The sequence below is a fragment of the Sorangium sp. So ce128 genome (genome assembly GCF_051525245.1).
GTDB classification, from domain to species: Bacteria; Myxococcota_A; Polyangia; order Polyangiales; family Polyangiaceae; genus Sorangium; species Sorangium cellulosum_B.
The window spans coordinates 11,819,199-11,842,619 of record NZ_CP150313.1 but is presented as its reverse complement, the minus strand read 5'-3'; the positions used below and the strand labels follow the sequence as shown (position 1 = coordinate 11,842,619).

Sequence of the window (23,421 nt, the reverse complement as noted above, 5' to 3'; positions counted from 1 at the left end):
CGATCGGGCGCACCTCCGGCGGCGGCGGCGCGGCGGCGCGGCGGGCCTCTCGCCGGTCGCGCGCGCCTCCGCGACCGCGCTCGCTGTGCTCTGCCTCGCCGCGCGTGGCCGTCCGCGTTGGCCTTTATGTTTGCAGGCCGCGCACTTCTGGTAGGGTAGGGCCTGTATCCTTCGCCATGGCCTCCCCGGCGCGAGTCCTCGTTGTCGATGACAGCCCGACCATCCTGAAGGTCGTCAGCGCCATCCTCGCTCGCAATGGGTTCGACCCGACCGTGGCGCGCGACGGGCTCGCGGGGATCGAGCTGGTCAAGAAGGGGCCGAAATACGACCTCGTCCTCCTCGATTTCGTGATGCCGAGGATGAACGGCTACGCCTTCTGCCGGGAGCTCCGCTCGAACCCGTCGCACCGCAACGTGCCCGTGGTCCTGATGAGCGCCAAGGGCGACAAGCTCAGGGGGCAGTTCGTCCAGCAGACCGGCGCCGTCGACGCGATCACCAAGCCGTTCGACGCGCGCGCGCTGGTCGCGGTGATCGAGGGCGCGCTCTCGAAGGCGGCGGAGGGGCGCGCGCGGCCCGTGCCCGAGGGCGCGAAGATGCCCGACGAGGACACGATCGCCGAGAGCGTGCGGCCGAGCCTCCTCGCCAGGAACATGCGCCAGCGCACCGGCGCGGAGTTCGCGCAGCAGCTGTCGACGGTGATGACGCCGGCGATCATGAGCCTCTCGCCCGAGGCGCGGACCAACGAGGCCGCGGTGATGCAGGCGGTCGCCCGCGTGATGACGAGCGAGGTCGTCTCCAAGCTGACCCTGACGCTCCGCGATCTCGACGATACGCCCGCGGACGCGAAGGAGGTGATGAGCGGCGACGTCTCGGCGATCCCGCTCGCCGAGATCCTCCAGCTGCTCCAGATGCAGCGGCAGACGGGCGTGCTCCGGGTGACCACGAACCGCGCGTCGGTCACGATCTCGCTCCGCCAGGGGCTCATCGATCTGGTGCAGGCGCGCAACTCGTCGGACGAGTTCAAGCTGGGCCGCTACTTCATCGAGCGCGGGCTCCTGACGCGGGAGCGGCTCGAGGCGCTGCTCCGCGCGAAGCGGCCGCACGCCCTGCTCGGCCAGGTGCTCGTGGAGGCCGGCGTCGCGACGAACGACGATCTCATCGCCGTGCTGGAGCGGCAGTCGAGCGAGCTCATCTACGAGGTGCTGCGCTGGCCCTACGGTCGCTTCTCGTTCACGCGCGAGCCGTTCCGCCCCGAGGTCGAGCAGGCGCACCTCGGCCTCCCGGTGTCCGCGCTGGTCCTCGAGGGGTTCCGGCGCGTCGACGAGTGGCGGCTCATGGAGGGGACGATCAACTTCGACCAGGTGGTGGTCGTCGACCAGGTCGCGCTCGACGGCGTGGGCTCCGGCAAGCTGACGCGCATCGAGCAGCTCGTGCTCGGCGCGGTCAACGGCTCGCGCACGGTGAACGAGGTGATCAAGGAGAGCGCGGTCGGCTCGTTCGACGCGATCAAGACGATCTACCAGTTCCTCCAGTCGCGGGTGCTGAGGACCAGGGCGGCCTGAGCGCCGGGGCCGCGAGGGCCACGCGGTCCCGCGTGAGGCCCGCGTGAGGCCGCGACGGCGCGATGACCACCCACGCGCTGCTCGCCGCAGCGGCGCGCGCGAGCGCGGCCCGCATCACCCGCGGGTCGTCTGTTTGTGTTCGCGTGTTCGCGTGTTCGCGGTGCTCAGGCCGCCGCACGACGGGCGTAGCGCTGAGCGTTCTCGCGGCGGAGAGGGCGGGATTCGAACCCGCGGATCAGTTTCCCGATCGCACGCTTAGCAAGCGTGTGCCTTCAGCCACTCGGCCACCTCTCCTGGTACCCAGGATGGTCCACCCGCCCCGTGCTCAGCGCAGGAGCAGCGCGGACCTCGATGCATGACGATAGAAAGAACGCTGGCTCGTCCGACGCTCGGCGCGGCGGCGAGGGAGCGGCAACATACCAAAGAGGTTGTCGCCGTGCACAAAAGATCGTGCAGGGGGATGCCGGTAGCGACGGATCCCGAGGGGGCGGGACGGACGGCCCGGGAAGCGGGCCGCCAGGCTCGTCCTTTGGCGCTCGGATCGGCCGATCACCGTCGGGCGAGCGGGGAGCGCTGAACGCGCCGGGACAGCTCCGGTCGCCAGGACCGCGCGTCCGTCATTGCGGCACCACATAGGCCAGGGCCAGCAACACGGCGCCGAGCGCCGCGCAGACCCCCCACGCGCGGGCCGCGCTGCGGGCCAGGAAGGCGAAGCACATCGCCGCGAGCCAGAGCGGTACCACGAGCGAAAAGCCGAGCGCGGACCGCGTGTCCTCGGCGAGCGGCGCGAATCGCGCGAGGCACACGCTCGCCAGGACGGCGAGCGGGAGAGTCCCGATCAGCGCCGCGAGCACGCGCAGCGCGGAGTCGAGGCGGGCGAGGCGGCGGCTAGCCATGGCGCGCTCCGAGGAGCGAGAGCGCGGCGATGGCCGGCGGACACAGGAAGGCGAGGCCCCAGACGGCGCGCGGCCAGACCGGCGCGAGCAGGACGAACGCGCTCGCGGCGCAGAGGAGCGTCGCGAAGGGGACGAGGAACGCCGCCGCGCCGGCCTCGGCCCGGCTCCACAGCCACACCGACAGCGAGAAGAAGGCGGCGGCCAGAACCCGGGCCGAGGCGCGCCATTCGCGCCTCGCCCGCAGCCGCGCCGCGACGCCGAACGGCAGGCGCTCCGGCCGCGCCCCATGGAGCAACGCGAAGGCGAGATACGCCGAGAGGACCGACGCGGTCTCAACCATGGGACGCCGTCTGCCGCCTGGCCACGAGCCCTGCCCCGCCGTGGGTCAACGCCGGCTGCGGCGCGCGGCGCGTCACCAGCAGCCGCGCCGCAGGTCGCGAGGTTGCCCGGCGAAGCGCCCACGCAGAGGCGCAGAGCGCCGCGGCCGTGAGCAGGAGCGCGACATCGACGGCGACGACGGCTCCGAGCTTCGGCCCCGCGCCGAGGAGCCCCGCCCCCGACCAGCGCGTCGCGAGCGCGGGGACCGGCAGCAGCAAGAGCCCCGCGAGCCCGAGCTGGCGCGACCAGAGGCGCCCGCCGTCACGCGCGGCGAGCGCCCAGGCGATGCAGAGCACGAGCACCCCCAGGAACGTCAGCTCCTCGGCCGTCGCGCGCGCGCCCCAGTCGAGCGGGAACGCCCGGCTCACCAGGAACAGCGCCGCGGTCGCGACGACGGTCCCAGCGCCGAAGCCCACGGTGAGCCGCGCGAGGAGGCGGTTGCCGAGGCGCTCTTGCCGCGCCTCCCGTCGAGCGAGCCAGATCCAGTTGCCGGTGAGGATCGTCGCGCACGTCGCCAGGGCGAGCACGAAGAACAGGATGCGAAGCGTGGTGCCGCCGAAATCGGCGTAGTGGAGGCCATAGATCCAGCGAAACACGTCGCTGCGCGCGCCCTCGGCGCCCGGCGCGTCGAGCGAGAGGACCGCTCCGTCGATCGCCCGCAGCCGCATGCGCACGCTGCCACGCGTGAACGGGACGCCCTCGAGCGAGCCGCGGATATCGACGGTCCCGCTGTCGAGACCGAGGTGCCAGATACGCAATCTCTCGGGCACGAGCCGGGGCTCCGCGGCGCGCGCGCGGGCCATGAGCTCGTCCAGCGTCAGGCCACGAGCGGGTGTCCCCTGCGCCGGCTCGTCCGCGAAGGACGCCCCCCAGGCGGAGAGGTCCGCCCGCGCGGCGTCGCCGCCGAACACGGGGCCCGTGAACACCCCGACGAGCACCCCCAGGAACACGATGAACGCGCCGGAGTACGCGTACAGGAGCTGAAACGGAAGGCCTATCACGCCAAGCACCTTGTGCATATCCGACCACAGGACACGGCGCGTCTTGTCCGGCCGGAACTGATGAAACTGCCGGACGATGTCCTTCAGGTGGATGAGCACGCCGGTCGCCAGCGCGAGCAGGAGCGCGACGCACAGGAGACCGGCCACATAGAACAGCCACACTCCGGTCGCTCGGTGCCAGAGGTAGTGCAGGTCGTAGAGGAAGTCGGACAGCCGCTCTCGCTCGGGCACGAGCCCCTCGTGGACCCACGCCGTGACCGCCTCGCCCTGCGAGAAGTAGAGTAGCCGCGCGGCGCCCAGCCCACCTTCCGGCACGTCGAACCAGAGCTGCTCCGGCGTCGTCCCCGCAGCGGCGAGCCCCTCATCGAGCGTGGCCTGGAGCCCTACCTGCTCGACGGAGGAGCGCTGCTGGGTCAGGGGCTCCTCCCACACCGCGAGCTGCCTGCGGAAGAGCGTGATCCCCCCCGACAGGAACATCACGTAGAGCAAGAGCCCACCTATCACGCCTGCCCATGCGTGCACGCTCCAGAAGGTCGTGAAGGCATGGCGGGAGAGCTTCTTGGCCATCGCGAGTCACCCTGTTCCCTCGCGCGGAGCGCCGCGCGCCGCGCGAGATTATCTCACCTTCGCCAGCCCGTGCAGGTATCCCGGCGTCTTCAGGCCGAGCTTCGGGCCGCCCTCGGCCGTGAGCTCGATCAGCGTGCTCTCCGTGGAGCCGCTCCCCTCATCGATCGTGAAGACCCGGCCGTCGACCTCGAAGAAGGAGACGTTCGCGGGCGAGGGGGCCAGCTCCCCGACCGCCGTGGCCTCGTTGGTCGCGGTGTCCCACCGCCACCAGTGCCACGCCGGCTGGCTCGTGACTCCTGACGTCTTGGTCTCCTCCTCGATCGTGGCGAGCTCCGGTTCGAACACCCGGAGGAAGAGGCTGTCCCCGCCCGCAGGGATGGGATCGCCCGCGATCGCGCCGTCCGAAAGCTCGCTCAGGAGCAGATGGAAGTCCGGGTCGAAGGCGTCCGCGTCCTTCAGGATGCGCAGCGCGCAGGGCTCGGACTCCAGGCGCTCGAGGTGATAGGCCGCCCCCGCCAGCGCCGAGCTCACGAAGTAGGCGTCGCCGGAGGCCGTCTCGATGGGCTGCGTGATCCCGCCGCACCGGTCGTCGACGTCGAACCGCACGACGGTGTCCGTCTCGGTGTCGATCGCGATGAGCCCGGTCTCCGGAAGAATGGTGTCGGTCGTCTTCCAGTCGAACCACCCCACCGAGATGAGCAGCGTCTTGCCGCGCAGAACAGACCCGTATCCGTACAGCGCCAGGTAGCCCTCGCGGTGCGTGTCCGGCAGCGGGATCGTCCCTTCTACCTCCATCGTCGTGGGGTTCCACACGACGACCTGCTCGCCCGCGCGGTCCGGATGATAGACCTTCGTCGACGAGATGAGGTAATTCGTAGGCCAGAGGGACTGCACGCCGAAGGGCTGGAAGCTGATCGAGTCTCCCTTGACCAGCTTGTTGGAACCATCGAGCGTGTAACGCGAGATCGTCGGCGCCTCGGCCTCACCGATGCCGAACCAGCCCAGCCCCGCGAACGCGAACAGCCGTGCCGATCCGGGGATCTCGAGCGCCTGGGACGGGTCGACCTCCGTGCCTGGCTCGATCGACGGCAGCACGTGAAAGTAAGAGTTGGTCGCGGTGTCGTCCCAGACGCGCGTGGCGACGATGAACGCGTCGCCGCCGTCCTGCCCGCCGCCGCCGCCGCCCTGCCCGGCGCCGCCCTGCCCGCTGCTGCCGCTGTGATCGACGGGGTTCGACGTCTCGTCGTCGCCGCAGCCGCTGCCGAGCACGCCGGTCAGGAGCACGAGCACGAAGGCCGTCGCGCTCGTTCGGGTCGATGACCGCTGCTTCCGCTGAATCACACTCATCCGTGTCTCCTTCTGTCGTGCGAGCGAAAGGGCTCACCTCGACATCGTCGTCATCACATCTCCAGCGTCGCCTTGGAGAACAGCGTCCGCCCGGGTCGCTGGATACCGTAGAAATCGAAGGCCCGCTCGTTGGTGAGGTTGTGAGCCTCGATGGTGAAGCTCACCGTGCGCGGCTCGTCGCGCGCGACGTAGGTGAGCGCGAGCGAGTGCAGGAGCTGCGAATCCACCTTGGCCTTGGACTCGGGCTGCCCCCAGTTCTCGAAGCCGAGGTAGAACCCGTGCACGTAGCGCGTATCCCAGGTGAGCGAGATCGCGTCGCGCGGCGCGACGACCTCCTGGAGCTGCACGCGCGCCGAGCCGTTGGCGAAGAGCCACGGCCGGTTCGGCAGCCGTTGGCCCTCGGAGCCAGCAAAGTTCCCTTCGTCGGACACCTTGCGAAAATCGTCATAGGTGATGTTGCCGTCGAGGGCGAGGTGCTCCCCCGGCGACGTCCAGCCGGCGGCGGCCTCGATGCCCAGCGACCGTGTCCCCGAGACGTGGATGTACTGGATCGATTCCGTGCGGTTGTTCAGCACGATGAGCCGCTCGACCGCGCGGACGAACCCGTTCGCGTCGAGCCGCCACGCGCCCCACGCGGTGTCGCGCGCGTCGATCGTGAAGCCGAGGTTCCCGTTGTGGCTCGTCTCGGGCTTGAGCGCGAGGTTGGAAACGATCATCATCCCGTCGCCGAACACCTCGACGGGCCGCGGGAGCCGCGTCGTCCACTCGTACGACGCCTTGGCGTAGAGCCATTCGGAGAAGCGATAGCGGAGGCCATCGCCGACGCCGAGGCGGTGGGTGTCGCGCTCCCGCTGGTCGAAGTACCCGTGCAGCCCCGGGAGGCGCCCCGTCATGCGGAGAAGCTGCACGTAGTCCTTCACGAAGGAGCTGTTCTCCAGGCGATCGTCGAGCAGGTTGAGCTGATGCTCGACGCCGAGCACCAAGGTGAACAGGCTGTGCGCGCCCCTGAGCTGCTCGCGGGCATCATTGTCCAGCCTGCGCTCTTCTGCCGTGCGCGTGATGAACGTCGGAGACACGGAGAGCTGCAGCGCGTGCTCCGGGTGGGGCCGATAGCGGAGGTTCAGGCGGCCGAGACCGCTGTGCTCCAGGAACACCCGATCCCGGGGGGACGTCTCGTCCTCGCCTGGATTGGGGCGCTTGCTGCGGCAGCGACCGAACCAGTCGTAGTTGCACTCGCTGACATCGAGGAAGGTGGCGCGCCCGTACGTGTACCCGACGAGCGCTTCGAGCGCGACGCCGCGGCCGAGCCCTTGCTCGTACTGGAGCGTCGCGCCCGGCGCGGTCTCGCCGTTCGTGACCTCGCCATAGGGCGTCTCCATGACGCCGAATTTGTGCTGATGCTCCTTGTCGTAATCGGTGACGTAGGCGCGCAGGAGCAGGCGCCGCGCCCAGGGCCGATTGACGAAGCCGACCTCGGCGCTGGCGCCCGCCGCCCGGTAGGCGTCGTGGAATCGGCGGACGCGGGTGAGCTCGGAGTCCCTGCGCCCGGTCTTGAAGTCCACCACATGGACATCCACCGGATAGTCGTTCTTCGCGTAATCGAAGAAGCCGCTCACGCGGGTGAAGAAGCCGCTCGGCTCGTGCAGGTGCCGCGCCGAGAGCGTGAGCCGGTGGGTGTCGTAGGAGCCGACCTCGTACGACGCCGCGCCATGGGTGCCGCGGACGTCTCGATCCGTGACCAGGTTGACGGCCCCGCCCAGCGCGTCGGCGCCGAAGCGCACCGGGACCACGCCGCGGTAGATCTCGACGCGCTCGACCAGGTTCACAGGCACGTTCGAGACGCCGAACGGGTACCCCGCGAGATCGAGCGGCACGCCGTCGATGAAGAAGCGTATCTGTTCGTCCGTGAGGCCGTTCAGCGAGAAGCGCGCCCAGGAGCCGAGCCCCGCGCTCTTCCGCACGCCGACGCCCTGGGTGCGGGCGAGCACCTCGCCCATGTCCGCGGTCCTCCGCTGCGCCTCCTCGGTCTCGATGACCGTGACCGCCTGCGCGGATTGCCGGAGGCGCTCGGCCATCGCGGCGCCGCGCACGGTCACCTCGGCGGGCGCTGCGCTGTTCGCCGGGTCGGACCCCGTGGCCGGCGGGGGAGCCGCGTTGTTCGCCGGGTCGGACCCCGTGGCCGGCGGGGGAGCTGCGTTGTTCGCCGGGTCGGGCCCCGTGACCGGCGGGGGAGCGGTCGCTGCCGTGCCCGTGGCCGCGACCCCGCTTCCCCCCGTCGCCGAGGAGGAGGGCTCGGCCTTCGGCTCCTCGGGGAGCCGGAACGCGTAGCTGTAGAGGATCCGTGCAGCGACCGGCGTGCCGTCCCGGCGCGCCGGCGTGAAGCGGGACCGGAGCACCGCCGCGCGGGCGGCCTCGTCGAAGCCGTCGCCCAGCGGGCTCGTGACCTCGGCCTCGGTCACGCGCCCCGCCGCGTCGATCAGGAGCTTCAGCACGACCGTGCCCTCCCGTCGTGCCGCTCGGGCCGCCTGCGGGTACTCGGCCTCGGCGAGCTCGAGGAGCTGCGGCGGCTCGATGCGGGGGCCCCCTCCGCCGGGCGGTGAGCGATCGAGGCCCGGCGAGCCAGCGACAGGCGCGCTCACGGTCGGCTCACGGTCCCCCGCGGCGCGCTCGGGCATGCCTTCGTCCTGCGCGTGCGCTGGTGCCTGCAGGCCAAGCAGCAGGAAGGTCAACACGCCTGCAAGCGGGCCTCGAAGCGCGAGAGCACCTCGCGCCACCGCGTCCACCTTGAACCCGGCCCGCGGCTCGGGACGCGGCGGTTGGGGAACCGAACTGACAAACATGTCCGGAACTTCCGGTACCCAAGATGAAAACAGAATTCAATTTCATTCGTCGATGGGTCGCATCGTCCGGAACCCAAGATTCCAGCTGTGATGGATTGTCCGCGCGCCTCTGAACCGTGGCCTGGTCGCTCCGAGAGTGGACCGGGAGCACCTCGCTGACCGGACCGCCCCCCTCCCCGTCCGGCCACGCCCCGCCACGCCTCCCTCAGCGCCCCCAGACCCCATCCCGCCGCTCCGCTCGCCCTCGTCGCGCATCCTCGCGGACCAGTGTCGGTTTTTGCCTTGACAGCACTCGGATCTGTATTCCATAGAACAGCCGTTCAGAAGTTGATCATCATTTTCATTTTCAACATTGCAACGTCGCATCGACAGGCGCGTGACGCGGTCGCCGAGGGAGCTGTCCGGCGCTTTCGCTCACAACGCTTTGCGTCATCAGGCTCGGAGCCCAGAGCCTGGTGAGCGGGACCTTTTTTGTCGGGCTTTCTTCGTCGGGAGCTGAAGTGGCGATGGAGTCGAACCGATCCTCTGGGCGTGTGATCAGCGATCCCGGCGCGGGCGAGCCTGCGACGCTGGTCGCGCTCCTCCGGCGTCGCGCGGAGCAGCGCCCGTCAGGGCACGCGTACACCTTCCTCGTCGACGGGGAGGCGGACGCCCGCTCGATGACGTACGGCGAGCTCGATCGGCGGGCGCGCGCGCTCGCCGCGGAGCTCCAGGCCGGCGCGCAGGCGGGTGAGCGCGCGCTGCTCCTCGTGCCGCCAGGGCTCGACTTCATCGCCGCCTTCTTCGGCTGCCTCTACGCGGGCTTCGTCGCGGTGCCCGTCCCGCTGCCGCAGCGCAAGAGCGGGCTGATGCGCGTGCTGGCCATCGTGCGCGACTGCCGGCCGAGCGTCGTGCTCACCACCGAGGCGTTCCTGGGCGCGGTGACGATGCTCCGCGACGATCCGAGCTTCGCCGAGCTGAGCCACCTGCGCTGCATGGCCGTCGACACGATCCGGGACGGCCAGGAAGACGCGTGGCGAGCGCCGCGCGTGACCGCCGAGACCGTGGCGTTCCTCCAGTACACGTCGGGCTCGACCGGGACGCCCAAGGGCGTGGTGCTCACGCACGGCAACCTGCTGCGCAACGAGCTCATGATCCAGCGCGCGTTCGCGCACACCGCGGAGAGCGTGATCGTCGGGTGGCTGCCGCCGCACCACGACATGGGGCTCATCGGCAACATCCTCCAGCCGCTCTACGTGGGCGTGCCGTGCATCCAGCTCGCGCCCGAGCACTTCCTGATGCGGCCGCGGCGATGGCTGGAGGCGATCTCGCGCTACCGGGCCACGACGAGCGGCGGGCCGAACTTCGCCTACGAGCTGTGCATCCGCAAGATCCCCCCGGAGCAGCGGGAAGGGCTCGATCTCGGCTCATGGCAGGTGGCCTTCAACGGGGCCGAGCCGATCCGGGCGGCGACGCTCGACCGCTTCGCCGAGGCGTTCGCGCCTGCAGGGTTCCGGCGCGACGCGTTCTATCCCTGCTACGGGCTGGCCGAGGCGACGCTGCTCGTGAGCGGCGGAGCGGCCGGCGCGCCGCCCGTCGTGCGCGCCGTCGACCGCGCGGGTCTGGCCCAGGGACACGCGGTGTTCGAGCCGCGCAGGCCAGAGGACGGTGTCTCCCTCGTGGGCTGCGGGGGATCACCCGCAGGCGACGAGGTGCGGATCGTCGATCCAGAGACGCTCAGGCCCTGCAAGGACGAGCGCGTCGGGGAGATCTGGGTCGCCGGAGCGAGCGTGGCCCAGGGCTACTGGGAGCGGCCGGAGGAGACGGCGCTGACGTTCGAGGCCCGGCTCTCCACGGGAGAAGGGCCGTTCCTGCGGACCGGCGATCTCGGGTTCTTCTCGCGCGGCGAGCTGTATGTGACGGGCCGGCTCAAGGACCTGATCATCGTCCGCGGGCGCAACCTCTACCCGCAGGACATCGAGCTCACCTCGGAGGAGAGCCACCCGGGCCTCCGCGCCGGCGGCGGCGCGGCGTTCTCGGTGGACGTCGACGGCGAGGAGCGCATCGTCATCGTCCAGGAGCTCGGGCGGCGCGCGCCCGCGTCGGAGCCGGCGGAGCTCGGGGCGGCGATCGAGCGCGCCGTGGCCGACCGGCACGAGGTCGCGGTCCACGCGGTCGTGCTCATCAAGCCGGGGAACCTGCCGCGGACCACGAGCGGCAAGGTGCAGCGGAGGGCGTGCCGCGCCCGGTTCCTGGACGGCTCCCTGGACGCCGTGTGGCAGTCGACGCGCGTCGACCGCGCGCCGCGCGCGGAGGCCGAGAGCGCGGAGCCGCCGCAAACGGCGCTGGAGAGCGCGCTGGCAGGCATCTGGGCCGAGGTGCTGGGGCGCGGGCGGGTCGGCCGCAGCGAGGAGTTCCTGAGCCTGGGCGGCGATTCGCTGCGAGCCATGCAGGTGAGCGGCCGGGTGAGCGAGGCGCTGGGCGTCGACGTGGGACCGGCGCAGCTCTTCGAGTCGACGACGGTCGCGGCGCTCGCGGCCTGGATCGAGGCGAGGCAGGCCGGCGCGTCGACGGACGGATCGACGAGCAGACCCGCGGCGCTCGCGCCGGTGGAGCGGCCGGAGCGGCTGCCGCTGTCCCTCGTGCAGGAGCGCCTCTGGTTCCTGGAGCAGCTGGTCGCGGGGGCGCCGGTCTATCACATCGCCGCGGCCGTGCGGCTCGCCGGGGCCCTCGACGCGGGGGCGCTCGAGAAGGCGGTGACGGCGCTCGCGGCCCGCCACGAGGCCCTTCGCACGAGCTTTCCCTCCGTCGAAGGGAGGCCCGTCCAGAGGATCGCACAGCCCGCGTCGGTCGCGCTGCCGCTGGAGGACATGAGCGCTCTTGCAGAGGAAGCGCGGGAGTCCGCCCTGCAAGCGCGCCTGCGCGAGGAGGCGCGGCGCGCGTTCGACCTCGCCGAGGCGCCGCCCGTGCGCTGGGCGCTCCTCCGCACGGGCGAGCGAGAGCACGTGCTCTCGGTCACTTGCCATCACCTCATCGCGGACGGCTGGTCGATGAACGTGCTCCTGCGGGAGCTCTCGCTGCTCTACGGCGCCTTCGCCGCGGGGCGGCCCCCGGCGCTCGCGCCGCTCGCGCTGCAGCAGGCGGATCACGCGCTGTGGCAGCGCCAGAACGAACAGGCGGCGGCGCGCGAACGGGAGCTCTCGTACTGGCGCGACCGGCTGAAGGGGCCCGTGCCTCCCCTCGAGCTCCCCACCGATCGGCCGCGGCCCGCGGTCCAGACCTACGCAGGGGCGCGCGAGGAGCTCGCGCTGTCACCGGAGCTCGTGGCGCGGCTGAGCGCGCTCGGGCGGCGGACGGGCGCCACGCTGTTCACGATCGTGGCGGCGGGGCTCTTCTCGCTGCTGCACCGGTACACGGGCCAGGGCGATGTGTGCATCGGGACGCCGGTGACCGCGCGGCCGCGGGCGGCGCTGGAGGGCGTCGTCGGGTGCCTGCTCAACACCCTGGCGCTGCGCGTCGATCTCTCGGGGAATCCGAGCGTCACCGAGCTCCTCGCCCGCGTCCGCGCGGCGGTCCTCGAGGGGCAGGCGCACCAGGAGGTGCCGTTCGAGCGCGTCCTCGAGGCGCTGTCCCTCGAGCGGAACCTCAGCCACACGCCCCTGTTCAACGTGATGATCGCCATGGATCCCGCGCCCGAGCAGGCGCCGGAGATCCCCGGCCTCTCGATCGGCGTGCAGCGGGTGGACACCGGCACGGCCCAGTTCGATCTGACGCTCAGCCTGGTCCCCGACGGCCAGGGAGCGCGCGGCGCCTGGGAATACAACACCGATCTCTTCGACGGCGCGACGGTCGCGCGGATGACACGGCACCTCGTCGCCCTCCTCGAGGGCTTCGTCGCCAATTCAGAGATCCGGCTGGCCGATCTGCCAATGATGGATGCGGCCGAACGAAGGCAGGTCCTCGTCGGCTGGAACGCGACCGAGCGCGCAACTCCGGACGAGCGGCGCGTCCACGAGCTCTTCGAGGCGCAGGTGGAGCGGGCGCCGGACGCCGTGGCGGTGATCTTCGATGAGAAGCGGCTGAGCTATCGAGAGCTCAACGAGCGCGCCAACCAGGTGGCACACGCGCTCAGGAAGCGCGGCGTGGGGCCGGACGTGCTCGTGGCCATCGCGGCGGAGCGCTCCGTCGAGCTCGTCGTCGGGCTGCTCGGCATCCTCAAGGCCGGCGGCGCCTACGTGCCGATCGATCCGGATTACCCGATCGACCGCATCGCGTTCATGCTCGAGGACGCGGGAGCGCCGGTCCTGCTGAGCCAGTGGCCCGTGGCGTCGCGCCTGCCGGCGCACGGCGCCCAGGTGCTGTGCCTGGACGCGGATCGCGCCGAGATCGACAGGGAGCCGACTGGCAACCTCGCGACCCCGCTGTCGCCGGACAACCTCGCTTATACGATCTACACCTCCGGCTCGACCGGGCGACCCAAGGGCGCCGGCAACAGCCACCGTGGCCTGCTCAACCGCCTGCAATGGATGCAGGAGCGTTACGGCCTCACCCCGGACGACCGGGTGTTGCAGAAGACGCCCTTCAGCTTCGATGTCTCGGTCTGGGAGTTCTTCTGGCCCTTGATGATCGGCGCCGGCCTCGTCGTCGCCAGGCCCGGCGACCACCGCGACGGCGAGCGGCTCGTCGAGCTGATCACGCGGAACGGCGTCACCACATTGCACTTCGTCCCGCCCATGCTCCAGGCCTTCCTGGAGACGCCGGGCGCGGCCTCGTGCCGGTCGCTGCGCCGGATCATCTGCAGCGGCGAGGCGCTGCCGGCGGAGCTCGCGCGGCGGTGCTTCGAGCGGCTCGAGCAGGCAGAGCTGCATAACCTCTATGGCCCGACCGAGGCCTCGATCGATGTGACGTCCTGGGCCTGCGAGCGAGGGGACACCTCCGCCTCGGTGCCCATCGGGTACCCCATCGCCAACACCCAGATCTACCTGCTCGACCGCCACGGCCAGCCCGTGCCCGCGGGCGTCGCCGGCGAGCTCCACATCGGTGGCATCGGCCTCGCCCGCGGCTATCACCGTCGGCCCGCCCTCACGGCGGAGCGCTTCGTGCCCGATCCGTTCGGCTCCGCCCCGGGAGGGCGCCTGTACAGGACTGGCGATCTGGCGCGCCACAGGCCCGACGGAGCCATCGAGTTCCTCGGCCGCCTCGACTTCCAGGTCAAGATCCGCGGCCTGCGCGTCGAGCTCGGTGAGATCGAGGCCCGCCTGCTCCAGCACCCCGGCGTCGGCGAGGCCGTCGTCCTCGCCCGCGACGAGGCCCACGGCGGAAAGCGCCTCGTCGCCTACGTCGCCGGCCGCGACGGCGCGGCGCTGGAGCCCGAAGCGCTGCGCGCCTGGCTCGCCGAGGCGCTCCCAGCCTACATGGTGCCAGCGCCCATCCTCGTGCTCGACCGCATGCCGCTGTCGCCCAACGGCAAGGTCGACCGCCGCGCCCTGCCCGCGCCCGAGCAGCTCGACGCGCCCGCCAGGGCCGTGACGCCGCCGCGAACCGACCTGGAGCGCACCATCGCGGCGCTCTGGCGAGAGGTGCTGTCGGTCCCGCAGGTCGGCATTCACGACAACTTCTTCGATCTGGGCGGACACTCGCTCTTGCTGGCCAAGGTCCACAGCCGGCTGCGCGACACGGTGGACCGTGATCTGCGGCTGCTGGTCCTGTTCCAGCACCCCACCATCGCCTCGCTCGCGGCGGCGTTGAGCCGGGATCCCAGCGCCGAGACGGCGCCGCCGGGCGGAGCGCCGGAGGGCGAGCGGGCGAGAGCCGCCCAGCAGCGACGCGGAGAGATCTTCGCGCGTCGGCGCGGCGGACTGGAGACCAAGAAATGACCACACCGACCAGCGGCGAGCCCCGCCCGGGCCTGGACATCGCGATCATCGGCATGGCCGGGCGCTTCCCTGGCGCGCCGGACGTGGCGACGTTCTGGCGAAACCTCTGCGCGGGCGTCGAGTCCGTCTCGATCCTCACCGACGAGGAGCTCCGCGGCGCGGGCGTTGACCCCGCGCTGATCGCGCGGCCCGAGTACGTGCGGGCGCGCGCGGTGCTCGACGACATCGAGATGTTCGACGCGGAGCTCTTCGGGTTCACGCCGCGCGAGGCCGCGGCGCTGGATCCGCAGCACCGGCTGTTCCTGGAGTGCGCGTGGGAGGCGTTCGAGAGCGCCGGGATCGACCCCGAGCGCGCGGGCGGCCCGGTCGGCGTGTACGCCGGATCGAGCCTGAGCGGGTACCTGGCCCACCTCTTCCCCGACGGGCCGCGCCTGCAATCGGCGGCGGACGTCGCGGCGCTCCTCGCGCTCGACAAGGATTTCCTCACGACCCGCGTGTCGTACAAGCTGAACCTGGAAGGGCCGAGCATCGCCGTGCAGACGGCGTGCTCCACGTCGCTCGTCGCCGTGCACCTGGCCTGCCAGGGGCTCCTCGGCGGCGAGTGCGATCTGGCGCTGGCGGGCGGCGCCTCCGTCGGCGTCCCGCAGAAGAGCGGTTACCTCTACCAGGAAGGCGCGATCGCGTCGCCCGACGGGCACTGCCGCGCGTTCGACGCCGGCGCCCGCGGCACCGTCGGCGGCAGCGGCGTCGGCGTGGTCCTCCTGAAGCGACTCGACGAAGCCATCGCGGATCGGGACGCGATCATCGCGGTCATCAAGGGCTCGGCCATCAACAACGACGGCCGGGCCAAGGTCGGGTACACCGCGCCGCGCGTCGACGGCCAGGCGCGCGCGATCCGCGCGGCGCACGCGGCCGCGGGCGTGGACGCGGACTCCATCACGTACGTGGAGGCGCACGGCACCGGGACGCCGCTCGGCGATCCGATCGAGATCGCCGCGCTCACCCAGGTGTTCCGCGCGACGACCGACCGGAAGGGCTTCTGCGCGATCGGCTCGGTGAAGACCAACGTCGGGCACCTGGACTCGGCCGCGGGGGTCACCGGGCTGATCAAGGCGGCGCTCGCCGTGGCCCACGGGCACATCCCGCCAAGCTTGCACTTCCGCGCGCCGAATCCCGCGCTCGACCTCGAGAACAGCCCCTTCCGCGTGGCCGCCGAGCTCGCGGCCTGGTCGAGCCCCGGCGCCCCGCGCCGCGCCGGCGTGAGCTCCTTCGGCATCGGCGGCACGAACGCGCACGTCGTCCTCGAAGAGGCGCCGCCCCCGCCCGAGGCGGACCCGCCCAGGCCGTGCGAGCTGCTCGTGCTGTCGGCCCGGTCGAGCGCGTCGCTCGAGCGCCTGACCGACGCGCTCGCGGAGCACCTGGAGACCCACGGCGATCTCGAGCTCGGCGACGTGGCGCACACGCAGCAGCTCGGGCGCCGGGCGTTCGGCCACCGCCGCGCGGTGGTGTGCCGCTCGCGGGAAGAGGCAGCGCGCGCGCTGCGCGATCGCAGCGACGCGGTGCGCACCGGCGGGCCCGCGGCCGGGCCGCGGCCGGTCGCGTTCCTGTTCCCCGGGCAGGGCACCCAGCGCCCCGACATGGGCCGCGACCTCTACGAGACCGAGCCCGTGTTCCGGGCCGAGGTCGACGCCTGCGCTGCACTGCTCCAGCGCCACCTGGGCGCTGACCTGCGGGCGCTGCTGTTCCCCGCGCCCGCGGACGTCGATGACGCCGCGAGGCGGCTCGATCGGACGTCGATGACGCAGCCGGCGCTGTTCGTCGTGGAGTACGCGCTCGCCCGGCTGTGGATGGCCTGGGGCGTGACGCCCGACGCGATGCTCGGGCACAGCGTGGGCGAGTACGTGGCCGCCTGCCTCGCGGGGTGCCTGTCGCTCGAGGACGCCGTGGCGCTGGTGGCGGCGCGGGGGCGGCTGATGGAGGCGACGCCGGACGGGGCGATGCTCGCGGTGTCCGCGGCCGAGGCGGAGGTCGCGGGCTGGCTCGGCGACGAGGTCGCGCTGGCCGCCGTCAACGGGCCGCGGCAGTGCGTGCTGTCCGGAGGGGCGGCGGCGATCCAGCGGGTGGAGCAGGAGCTCGCGGGCCGGGGGATCGAGGCGCGCCGGCTGCGCACGGCGCGCGCCTTCCACTCGCACCTGATGGACGGCGCCCTCGCGGCGTTCCGTGAGGCGGTGGGCAGGGTCACGCTGCGGACGCCGCGCATCCCGTGGATCTCGAACGTCACCGGGACATGGATCACGGCGGCCGAGGCGCAGGACCCCGCGTACTGGGTCCGGCACCTCCGAAGCACGGTCCGCTTCGCGGATGGTGTGCGGGCCCTGCGGGAGCAGTCGGAGCGGATCTTTCTGGAGGTCGGGCCGGGGCAGACGCTCACGGCGCTGAGCCGGCAGCTCGCGGCGGAGTCGCTGGCGCTCGCGTCGATGCCCATGGGACGCGAGCCTGCACACCAGGGCGCGGCGGGGGCGGCGCTGCTCGACGCGGTCGGACAGGTCTGGGCGGCCGGCGCTGCGGTGGACTGGGCAGGCCTGCAGGCGGGGCGACACCGGCGGCGCGTCGCGCTGCCGGCGACCCCGTTCGAGCGAAAGCGGTACTGGCTGGAGCGGCCCGACGCGAGGGGGGCGACCTCAACCTCGGTCGGTTCGACCTCAACCTCGGTCGGCTCGACCTCAACCTCGGTCGGTCCGACCTCAACCTCGGTGCGGGCGTCATCCGATCTGGATGGAATTTTCTACGTCCCATCGTGGAAGCGCTCCCCCCTGGAACCGCTCGCACCCGCGGTTGACGCGGACGAGGCGCACTGGCTCGTCTTCACGGACGAGGAAGCGATCGGCCACCGGCTCGTGGAGCGGCTCGAGCGCGCCGGCCGGCGGGTCACCCGTGTCCGGAGCGGCGAGCGCTTCGAGCACGTCGCGGAGCGCTCCTTCACGCTCCGCCTGGACCAGCCCGAGGACTACGCCGCGCTCATCCGCGACCTCGGCGCAAGCGCGGGGCCGCCCACACGCGTCGTGCACGCCTTCAGCCTCGGCGATCGGCGCGGCCACCACGACGCCACACGAGAGACGCAGCTCGACCCGGGCGCGTTCCGCGAAGCGCAGCGCCGCGGCTCGGCCAGCCTGCTCTGGCTGGCACGGGCGCTGGGCCAGCAGCCCGGCGGCGCCCACCTCGTCGCCCTCGCCAGCGGCCTGCACGACCTGACCGGCCGGGAATCCCTGCGCCCCGAGCACGCCCCGCTCCTCGGCGTCTGCAGGAGCGTCCCGCTGGAGTACCCGCACGTGCGCTGCCGGGTGATCGACCTCGAGGCCCCCGTCCCGGACGCCTCCGAGGCCGATCGCGTCGTCGAGCGGATCCTCGCGGAGGCGCGCTCCGACGCCGCCGACACCGTCGTCGCCTACCGCGGCCACCACCGCTGGGCGCCGGACGTCGAGCCGGTCGCGCTGAGGCCAGCCCAGGCGGCGCCCCCCTTGCTGCGAGAGCGCGGCGTCTACCTCATCACGGGCGGGCTGGGAGGCATCGGCCTCTGGCTCGCGGACCACCTCGCCCGCACGGCGCGCGCGCGGCTCATCCTCACGGGTCGCTCGGCCCCGACCGACGAGCAACGCGCGCGGCTCCTCTCGCTCGAGCAGGCCGGCGCCGAGGTGGTCGCGCTGCGCGCCGACGTCGCCGACCCCTCGCAGATGCGCGCCGCCGCGCGCGAGGCGATCGACCGGTTCGGCGCCCTGCACGGCGTGATCCACGCGGCCGGGGTCGCCGCCGGCGGGCTCATCGACCGGCTGACCGCGGACGCGCTGGACGCGGAGCTCAGCCCCAAGGCGCTCGGCGCGCTGGCGATCGACGAGATCGCCCGCGCCCTGAAGCCGGATTTCGTCCTGCTCTGCTCCTCGATCACCGCGCTGAGCGGCGGCCTCGCCCACGCTGGCTACGCGGCCGCCAACGCGTTCCTCGACGCGTACGCGCAGGCCTGCGCGCGCAGGGCCGGGCCGTACACGGTCTCCGTCAACCTCGATCGGTGGCGCAACGTCGGCATGGCGGCCCGCGCCGAGGCGCGCCTCCTCGCCCTCGGGATCGACGACGTGATCCGCGACGGGATGAGCCCGGAAGAAGGCCTGCAGGTCTTCCACCGCGTCCTGAGCCAGGCGGCGCTGCCGCAGGTGATCGTCTCGGTCCGCCCGCTCCACGGCCTGCCCAGCGACGACGAGGGCGCCGCCCTGGCGCGGCGGCTCGGCGCCGGCGGCGCCGCCGCAGCAGACCGCAGCCACAAGCCGCCCCGGCGCGCCGAGGCGGCGGCCGCGAGCCCAGCCGAGGGCCTGTCGCTCGACGCGATCACAGCGCAGGTGACCGCGATCTGGGCGCGGGCGTTCGGCATCGATCCCATCGATCCCAGGAAGGACTTCTTCGCCCTCGGCGGCGAGTCGCTCCTCGCCCTGCAGATCCTCAACCGCGTCCGCGAGGCGTTCCAGGTGGAGGTGCCGCTCCGCGAGTTCTTCGAGCGGCCGACCGTGGCCGCGCTCGCGGAGCGCATCCACAAGGCGCGCGGCCAGGCGCCCGCGGGCCCGAGCCCCGAGCCGGCGCTGGTCGCGCTGCCGCGGACCGCGCGGCGGGTCCCCGGCGCGCGGGTCCCCGGCGCAGAGAACGCGCAGGCCCCGGCCCGCCAGGACGGCGAGCCGGTCCCCGCGAAGGAACCGAAGGAGGACGGGCGATGAGCGTGCTCGGCTTCCTCGTGCGCCGCGACCTCCGGCGCCTCCTGCTCGCCATCGCCGCCGGCGCGATCAGCGGGCTCGCGGGCGCCGGCATCATCGCGCTCGTCCAGGAGGCGCTCTCCGCGGACGGCCGCCCCGCCGCGCGCCTCGCCTGGGCGTTCGCGGCGCTCGCCGTCCTCGGCGTTCTGAGCAAGGCCGTCTCCCAGGTGCTCCTGACCCGGCTGGGACAGGCCATGATCGCAGAGCTGCGCATGCAGCTCGGCAAGCGCATCCTCGAGGCGCCGCTGCGCCGCATCGAGCAGATCGGCCCCCACCGGCTCCTGGCGGCGCTCAACGACGATCCGGCCGTCATCACGCAGGCGTACGTCTTCCTGCCCCTCCTCTGCGTCAACGTGGCCACCGTCCTCGGCTGCCTGGCCTACATCGGGCGGATCTCGTGGTCGGCGCTGGCGATCGTGCTCGGCGCCATGGCGCTCGGCGCCGTGCTCTTCCGGGCGCACAACGGGCGCGCGATCCGCTCTTTCACGCGCGCCCGCGAGACGAGCGACGCCCTGTTCCAGCACTTCCGCGCGCTCACGGGCGGGATCAAGGAGCTCAAGATGCACGGCGGGCGCGGGCGGGCGTTCATGGAAGGCGCCCTCGGCACGAGCCTCGCGACGTACCAGCGGGACTTCGTGGCGGGCACGACCGAGTTCTCCGTCGCGATCGGCTGGGGCACGCTGCTCTTCTACGCGATCCTCGGGCTGACGCTCTTCGCCCTCCCGGCCTGGGCAGGGCTGACGTCGACGGCGATGTCGGGCGTGGTGCTGGCGATGCTGTTCCTGCTGACGCCGTTCGCGCAGACGGTCGAGCTCCTGCCCGCGGTCGGGCGCGCCAGCGTCGCGCTCTCGAAGGCGAACGCGCTCGGCCTCTCGCTGACGCCGGAGCTCACGGGCGCCGCGCCACAGCCGCCGCGCGGCGGCGCGGAGGGCGCGCCCGCGGCGTGGAAGCGCCTCGAGCTGGCCGGCGTCACGCACCGCTATTACCGGGAGAAGGAAGACGGGAGCTTCCAGCTCGGGCCCATCGATCTGACCTTCCGGCCCGGCGAGATCGTGTACCTCGTCGGCGGCAACGGCAGCGGCAAGACGACGCTGTCCCTCCTGCTCCTCGGGCTCTACACGCCGGAGTCCGGCGAGATACGGCTCGACGGCGTGCCCATCGACGACGCGGGTCGAGAGCGGTACCGGCAGCTCTTCTCGGTCGTCTTCGCGGAATACCACCTCTTCGAGAAGCTGCTCGGCCTCGGCGGCCCCGACCTCGACGAGCGCGCCCGCCGCTACCTCGAGCGGCTGCAGCTGGATCACCGGGTGCGCGTCGAGGAGGGCGCCCTCCGCGTGACCGGGCTGTCGCAGGGGCAGCGCAAGCGCCTCGCCCTGCTCACCGCCTACCTCGAGGACCGGCCGTTCTACGTCTTCGACGAGTGGGCCTCCGACCAGGACCCGCAGTTCCGGAAGATCTTCTACACGGAGCTCCTGCCCGAGCTCCGGGCGAGGGGGAAGACCGCCCTCGTCATCACGCACGACGACCAGTACTTCGCGCTCGCGGATCGCTGCCTGCGGCTCGACTTCGGCCGCCTGACCGAGCTGCCCGCGGCCCCCGCCGGGGACGGCGAGGAGCCGCGAGCGGCGCGGGAAGCGCTCGCCGCGAGCGCCCGCGCCGACGAGGGCGGTCGGGCCCGCTCCGCGGAGGTCCACCGCGTCCACGCCGAGCAGCAGCAGGTCGCGCTGGAGCCGGGTGTCCGCAGCCACGCGGCGCTGAAGGCAGCGGAGCAAGAGATATGAGGCGCAACGTCCGCTCACTCCTCCTCTCGGCGCTCGCCTCGCTGGCGCTCGCCGGCTGCGCGGAGAAGACCCAGGGCACCGCCCGCGCCCCGGCGCCGCGCGCCGACAAGGCAACGACGTTGGCCGGCCTGGAACACGCGGTGACGGTCACGTCCGATCACCTCGGGATCCCCCGGATCCGCGCCGCCTCGCGCCTCGACGCCCTGCGGGCGCTCGGCGTCGTCACGGCGCGCGATCGGCTGTTCCAGATGGACCTACTCCGGCGGAGCAGCGCGGGGCGGCTCGCGGAGGTCCTCGGGCGCGATCTGGTGGAGGCCGACGCCCAGCAGCGGTCCTACGGCGTCCCGAAGGCCGCGGCGGCGATCCTCTCGCGCCTGCCGGAGCGCCAGCGCGCCGCGCTCGACGCGTACGCCGAGGGCGTCAACGCCTATCTCCGGAGCGCGGAGACGCTGCCCGTCGAGTTCCAGGAGCTGGGCTATCGGCCCGAGCCGTGGCGCTCGGAGGACAGCGTGCTCGTGGTGCTGGGGATGTTCAACGCCCTCAGCGCCACCGAGGACCTGGAGCGGACGCGCACGGTCCTGACACGCACCCTCCCGAAGGGCGTGACGTCCTTCCTGCTCGACGACACGGACCCTTACACGAGGTCGCTGCTCGGCGCGCAGGCGCCCGCGTCTCCGCCGCTTCCGCGCGAGGAGCTGCGCGCGCTGGTGGCGCAGAGCCGAGGGGACCACGCGCGGACCGCCGGGCTGCTCAGCGAGGACGCCGGCGAGGCGCCGGTGGGCTCGAACGGCTGGGCGGTGGCCGGCCAGAGGACGCGAGACGGCCGCGCGATCCTCGCGAACGACATGCACCTCGAGCTCGGCGTGCCCAACATCTGGTACCGCGCGGAGCTCCGTTATGGCGACACGGAGCTCGCGGGCGTCGTGCTGCCCGGCTTGCCCATCGTCATCGTGGGGACCAACGGCCACGTCGCCTGGGGGATGACCAACCTCGACGGTGATGTGAGGGATCTCGTGCAGATCGAGGGCCGCCCCGAGCACCCCGACGAGTACCGGACACCCTCCGGGTGGAGGCGGTTCGACGTCGCAGAGGAGACGATCAAGGTCCGCGGCAAGCCCGACGTCACCGTCACGGTCCGCAGCACGATGTGGGGCCCCGTCTCGCCGCGGCCGCTCCTCGGAGCGCCGGTCGCGGTCCGCTGGACGGCGCTCGATCCGGCGGGGGTCGACCTCGGGCTCCTGGAGATGGATGAGGCCCGGAGCGTCGATGAGGCGGCCGCCGTGATGAACGCCGCCGGCGGGCCCGGGTGCAACATCCTCCTGGCCGACCGGCGCGGCCGCGTGGCGTGGACGGTCACCGGGCGCCTGCCGCGGCGCCGCGGGTTCGACGGCTCGGTCAGCGTCTCCTGGGCAGACGGGCGCGCGGGCTGGGACGGATACCTGCCGCCCGCCGCGCTGCCGCGCGCCGTGGATCCCCCGTCGGGGTTCGTCGTCAACGCCAACCACCGCATGCCGCTCGGCGAGGGCGCGCCGGCGCTCGGCCGCGACTACGCGAACGGCTACCGCGCCTACCGCATCACCGAGCGCCTGCGTGAGGCGCGGCAGGTCACCGAGGCGGACCTGCTCGGGCTGCAGCTCGACACCCGCGCCGAGTTCTTCGGCTTCTACCGCGACGTCGCGCTGCGCGCGCTCAGCGAGGAGGCCGTGTCGAGGCGGCCAGCGCTCGCCGAGGCGCGGCGCGCGCTCCTGGCATGGGACGGCCGGGCGGACGTGTCCAGCGTCGGGCTGCCGCTCCTTGCGCGCTTCCGGCGCGTCCTGGCCGACGAGGTGTTCGCCGCGTGGCTCGGCGCAAGCCGCGCAGCGGAGCCGACCCTGGAGCTCGCGCCGCCGGACATCGACACGCCGCTGCAGCGCGCGCTCGGCGAGCGGTCGGCCGATCTCGTGCCCGCGCCGGAGGGCAGCTGGGACGCCTTCGTCCTCGCGGCGCTGGAGAAGGCCATGACGGCTGTCCAGCGGCAGCACGGCGGGCGACCCCTCGATCAGCTCGAGTGGGGCGCGGTGAGCCGGGTGCGGATCGCGCACCCGCTCGGCGCGGCGCCGGAGCTCGCCGCGCGCCTCAACATGCCCGACGAGCCGCTCCCGGGCTGCATCACCTGCGTGCGCCTGGTGGGCCGCACGCTTGGCGCCAGCGAGCGGCTCGTGGTCTCGCCGGGCCACGAGGCGGAAGGAATCCTGCACATGCCCGGCGGGCAATCGGGCGATCCGAGGTCGCCCCACTACCGCGATCAGCAGCGCGCCTGGGTCGACGGACGCCCGCTGCCGCTCCTCTCGGGGCCGGCCACACACACGATCACGCTCGTTCCCGAGCGCCCATGACATCGATCATCACATCTCGAACGGAG

Annotated in this window: 10 protein-coding genes and 1 tRNA gene; 5 read left to right on the top strand and 6 right to left on the bottom strand. The window is 72.6% G+C overall.

The window, feature by feature from the left end:
* The first annotated feature begins 176 nt into the window (after positions 1–176).
* Positions 177–1,562 (top strand): DUF4388 domain-containing protein, encoded by a 1,386-nt coding sequence (locus tag WME82_RS44855; RefSeq protein WP_437742537.1) that lies wholly within the window; start codon positions 177–179, stop codon positions 1,560–1,562.
* Between the two features lie 207 nt (positions 1,563–1,769).
* On the opposite strand, the gene WME82_RS44850 is transcribed toward WME82_RS44855, so the two are convergent.
* The 6 genes from WME82_RS44850 to mxcH all read right to left on the bottom strand — a co-directional run bounded on the left by WME82_RS44850 (position 1,770) and on the right by mxcH (position 8,426).
* Positions 1,770–1,856, bottom strand: a tRNA-Ser gene (locus WME82_RS44850).
* 323 nt (positions 1,857–2,179) lie between these two features.
* Positions 2,180–2,458, bottom strand: coding sequence for a hypothetical protein (locus WME82_RS44845; RefSeq protein ID WP_437913640.1), 279 nt, complete (start codon positions 2,456–2,458; stop codon positions 2,180–2,182).
* Entirely contained in the window at positions 2,451–2,798 is a 348-nt protein-coding gene (locus tag WME82_RS44840; RefSeq protein WP_438040328.1) for a hypothetical protein, read from the bottom strand. The genes WME82_RS44845 and WME82_RS44840 overlap by 8 nt, the downstream gene beginning before the upstream one ends.
* On the bottom strand, positions 2,791–4,404 hold the full coding sequence (locus tag WME82_RS44835) for a PepSY-associated TM helix domain-containing protein (RefSeq protein WP_438040327.1): 1,614 nt from the start codon (positions 4,402–4,404) through the stop codon (positions 2,791–2,793). Before WME82_RS44835 ends, WME82_RS44840 begins: the two co-directional genes overlap by 8 nt.
* A 48-nt stretch (positions 4,405–4,452) precedes the next feature.
* The gene (locus WME82_RS44830) at positions 4,453–5,751 is read right to left on the bottom strand and encodes a hypothetical protein (protein ID WP_438040326.1); all 1,299 of its coding nucleotides are present in this window, start codon (positions 5,749–5,751) and stop codon (positions 4,453–4,455) included.
* Positions 5,752–5,804: 53 nt separating this feature from the next.
* Positions 5,805–8,426 carry a TonB-dependent siderophore myxochelin receptor MxcH gene (gene mxcH, locus WME82_RS44825; protein WP_438040325.1) on the bottom strand — a complete coding sequence of 874 codons (2,622 nt, stop codon included), beginning with the start codon at positions 8,424–8,426 and terminating at the stop codon, positions 5,805–5,807.
* 698 nt (positions 8,427–9,124) lie between these two features.
* On the opposite strand from mxcH, the gene WME82_RS44820 reads away from it, so the two are divergent.
* The 4 genes from WME82_RS44820 to WME82_RS44805 are packed head-to-tail and all read left to right on the top strand — an operon-like array spanning position 9,125 to position 23,395.
* Positions 9,125–14,446, top strand: a complete 5,322-nt coding sequence (locus WME82_RS44820) for an amino acid adenylation domain-containing protein (protein WP_438040324.1) — start codon at positions 9,125–9,127, stop codon at positions 14,444–14,446.
* The gene (locus WME82_RS44815; RefSeq protein ID WP_438040323.1) at positions 14,443–19,203 is read left to right on the top strand and encodes a type I polyketide synthase; all 4,761 of its coding nucleotides are present in this window, start codon (positions 14,443–14,445) and stop codon (positions 19,201–19,203) included. Before WME82_RS44820 ends, WME82_RS44815 begins: the two co-directional genes overlap by 4 nt.
* The gene (locus WME82_RS44810) at positions 19,200–21,020 is read left to right on the top strand and encodes a cyclic peptide export ABC transporter (RefSeq protein WP_438040322.1); all 1,821 of its coding nucleotides are present in this window, start codon (positions 19,200–19,202) and stop codon (positions 21,018–21,020) included. Before WME82_RS44815 ends, WME82_RS44810 begins: the two co-directional genes overlap by 4 nt.
* A complete protein-coding gene (locus WME82_RS44805) occupies positions 21,017–23,395 on the top strand; it encodes a penicillin acylase family protein (protein WP_438040321.1) in 2,379 nt (792 codons plus the stop codon). The genes WME82_RS44810 and WME82_RS44805 overlap by 4 nt, the downstream gene beginning before the upstream one ends.
* The last annotated feature ends 26 nt before the right edge of the window (positions 23,396–23,421 follow it).

Coding starts and splice junctions, on each gene's coding strand:
- WME82_RS44855 (WP_437742537.1), top strand. CDS start 177: ATGGCCTCCCCGGCGCGAGTCCTCGTTGTCGATGACAGCCCGACCATC.
- WME82_RS44845 (WP_437913640.1), bottom strand. CDS start 2,458: ATGGCTAGCCGCCGCCTCGCCCGCCTCGACTCCGCGCTGCGCGTGCTC.
- WME82_RS44840 (WP_438040328.1), bottom strand. CDS start 2,798: ATGGTTGAGACCGCGTCGGTCCTCTCGGCGTATCTCGCCTTCGCGTTG.
- WME82_RS44835 (WP_438040327.1), bottom strand. CDS start 4,404: ATGGCCAAGAAGCTCTCCCGCCATGCCTTCACGACCTTCTGGAGCGTG.
- WME82_RS44830 (WP_438040326.1), bottom strand. CDS start 5,751: ATGAGTGTGATTCAGCGGAAGCAGCGGTCATCGACCCGAACGAGCGCG.
- mxcH (WP_438040325.1), bottom strand. CDS start 8,426: ATGCCCGAGCGCGCCGCGGGGGACCGTGAGCCGACCGTGAGCGCGCCT.
- WME82_RS44815 (WP_438040323.1), top strand. CDS start 14,443: ATGACCACACCGACCAGCGGCGAGCCCCGCCCGGGCCTGGACATCGCG.
- WME82_RS44810 (WP_438040322.1), top strand. CDS start 19,200: ATGAGCGTGCTCGGCTTCCTCGTGCGCCGCGACCTCCGGCGCCTCCTG.
- WME82_RS44805 (WP_438040321.1), top strand. CDS start 21,017: ATGAGGCGCAACGTCCGCTCACTCCTCCTCTCGGCGCTCGCCTCGCTG.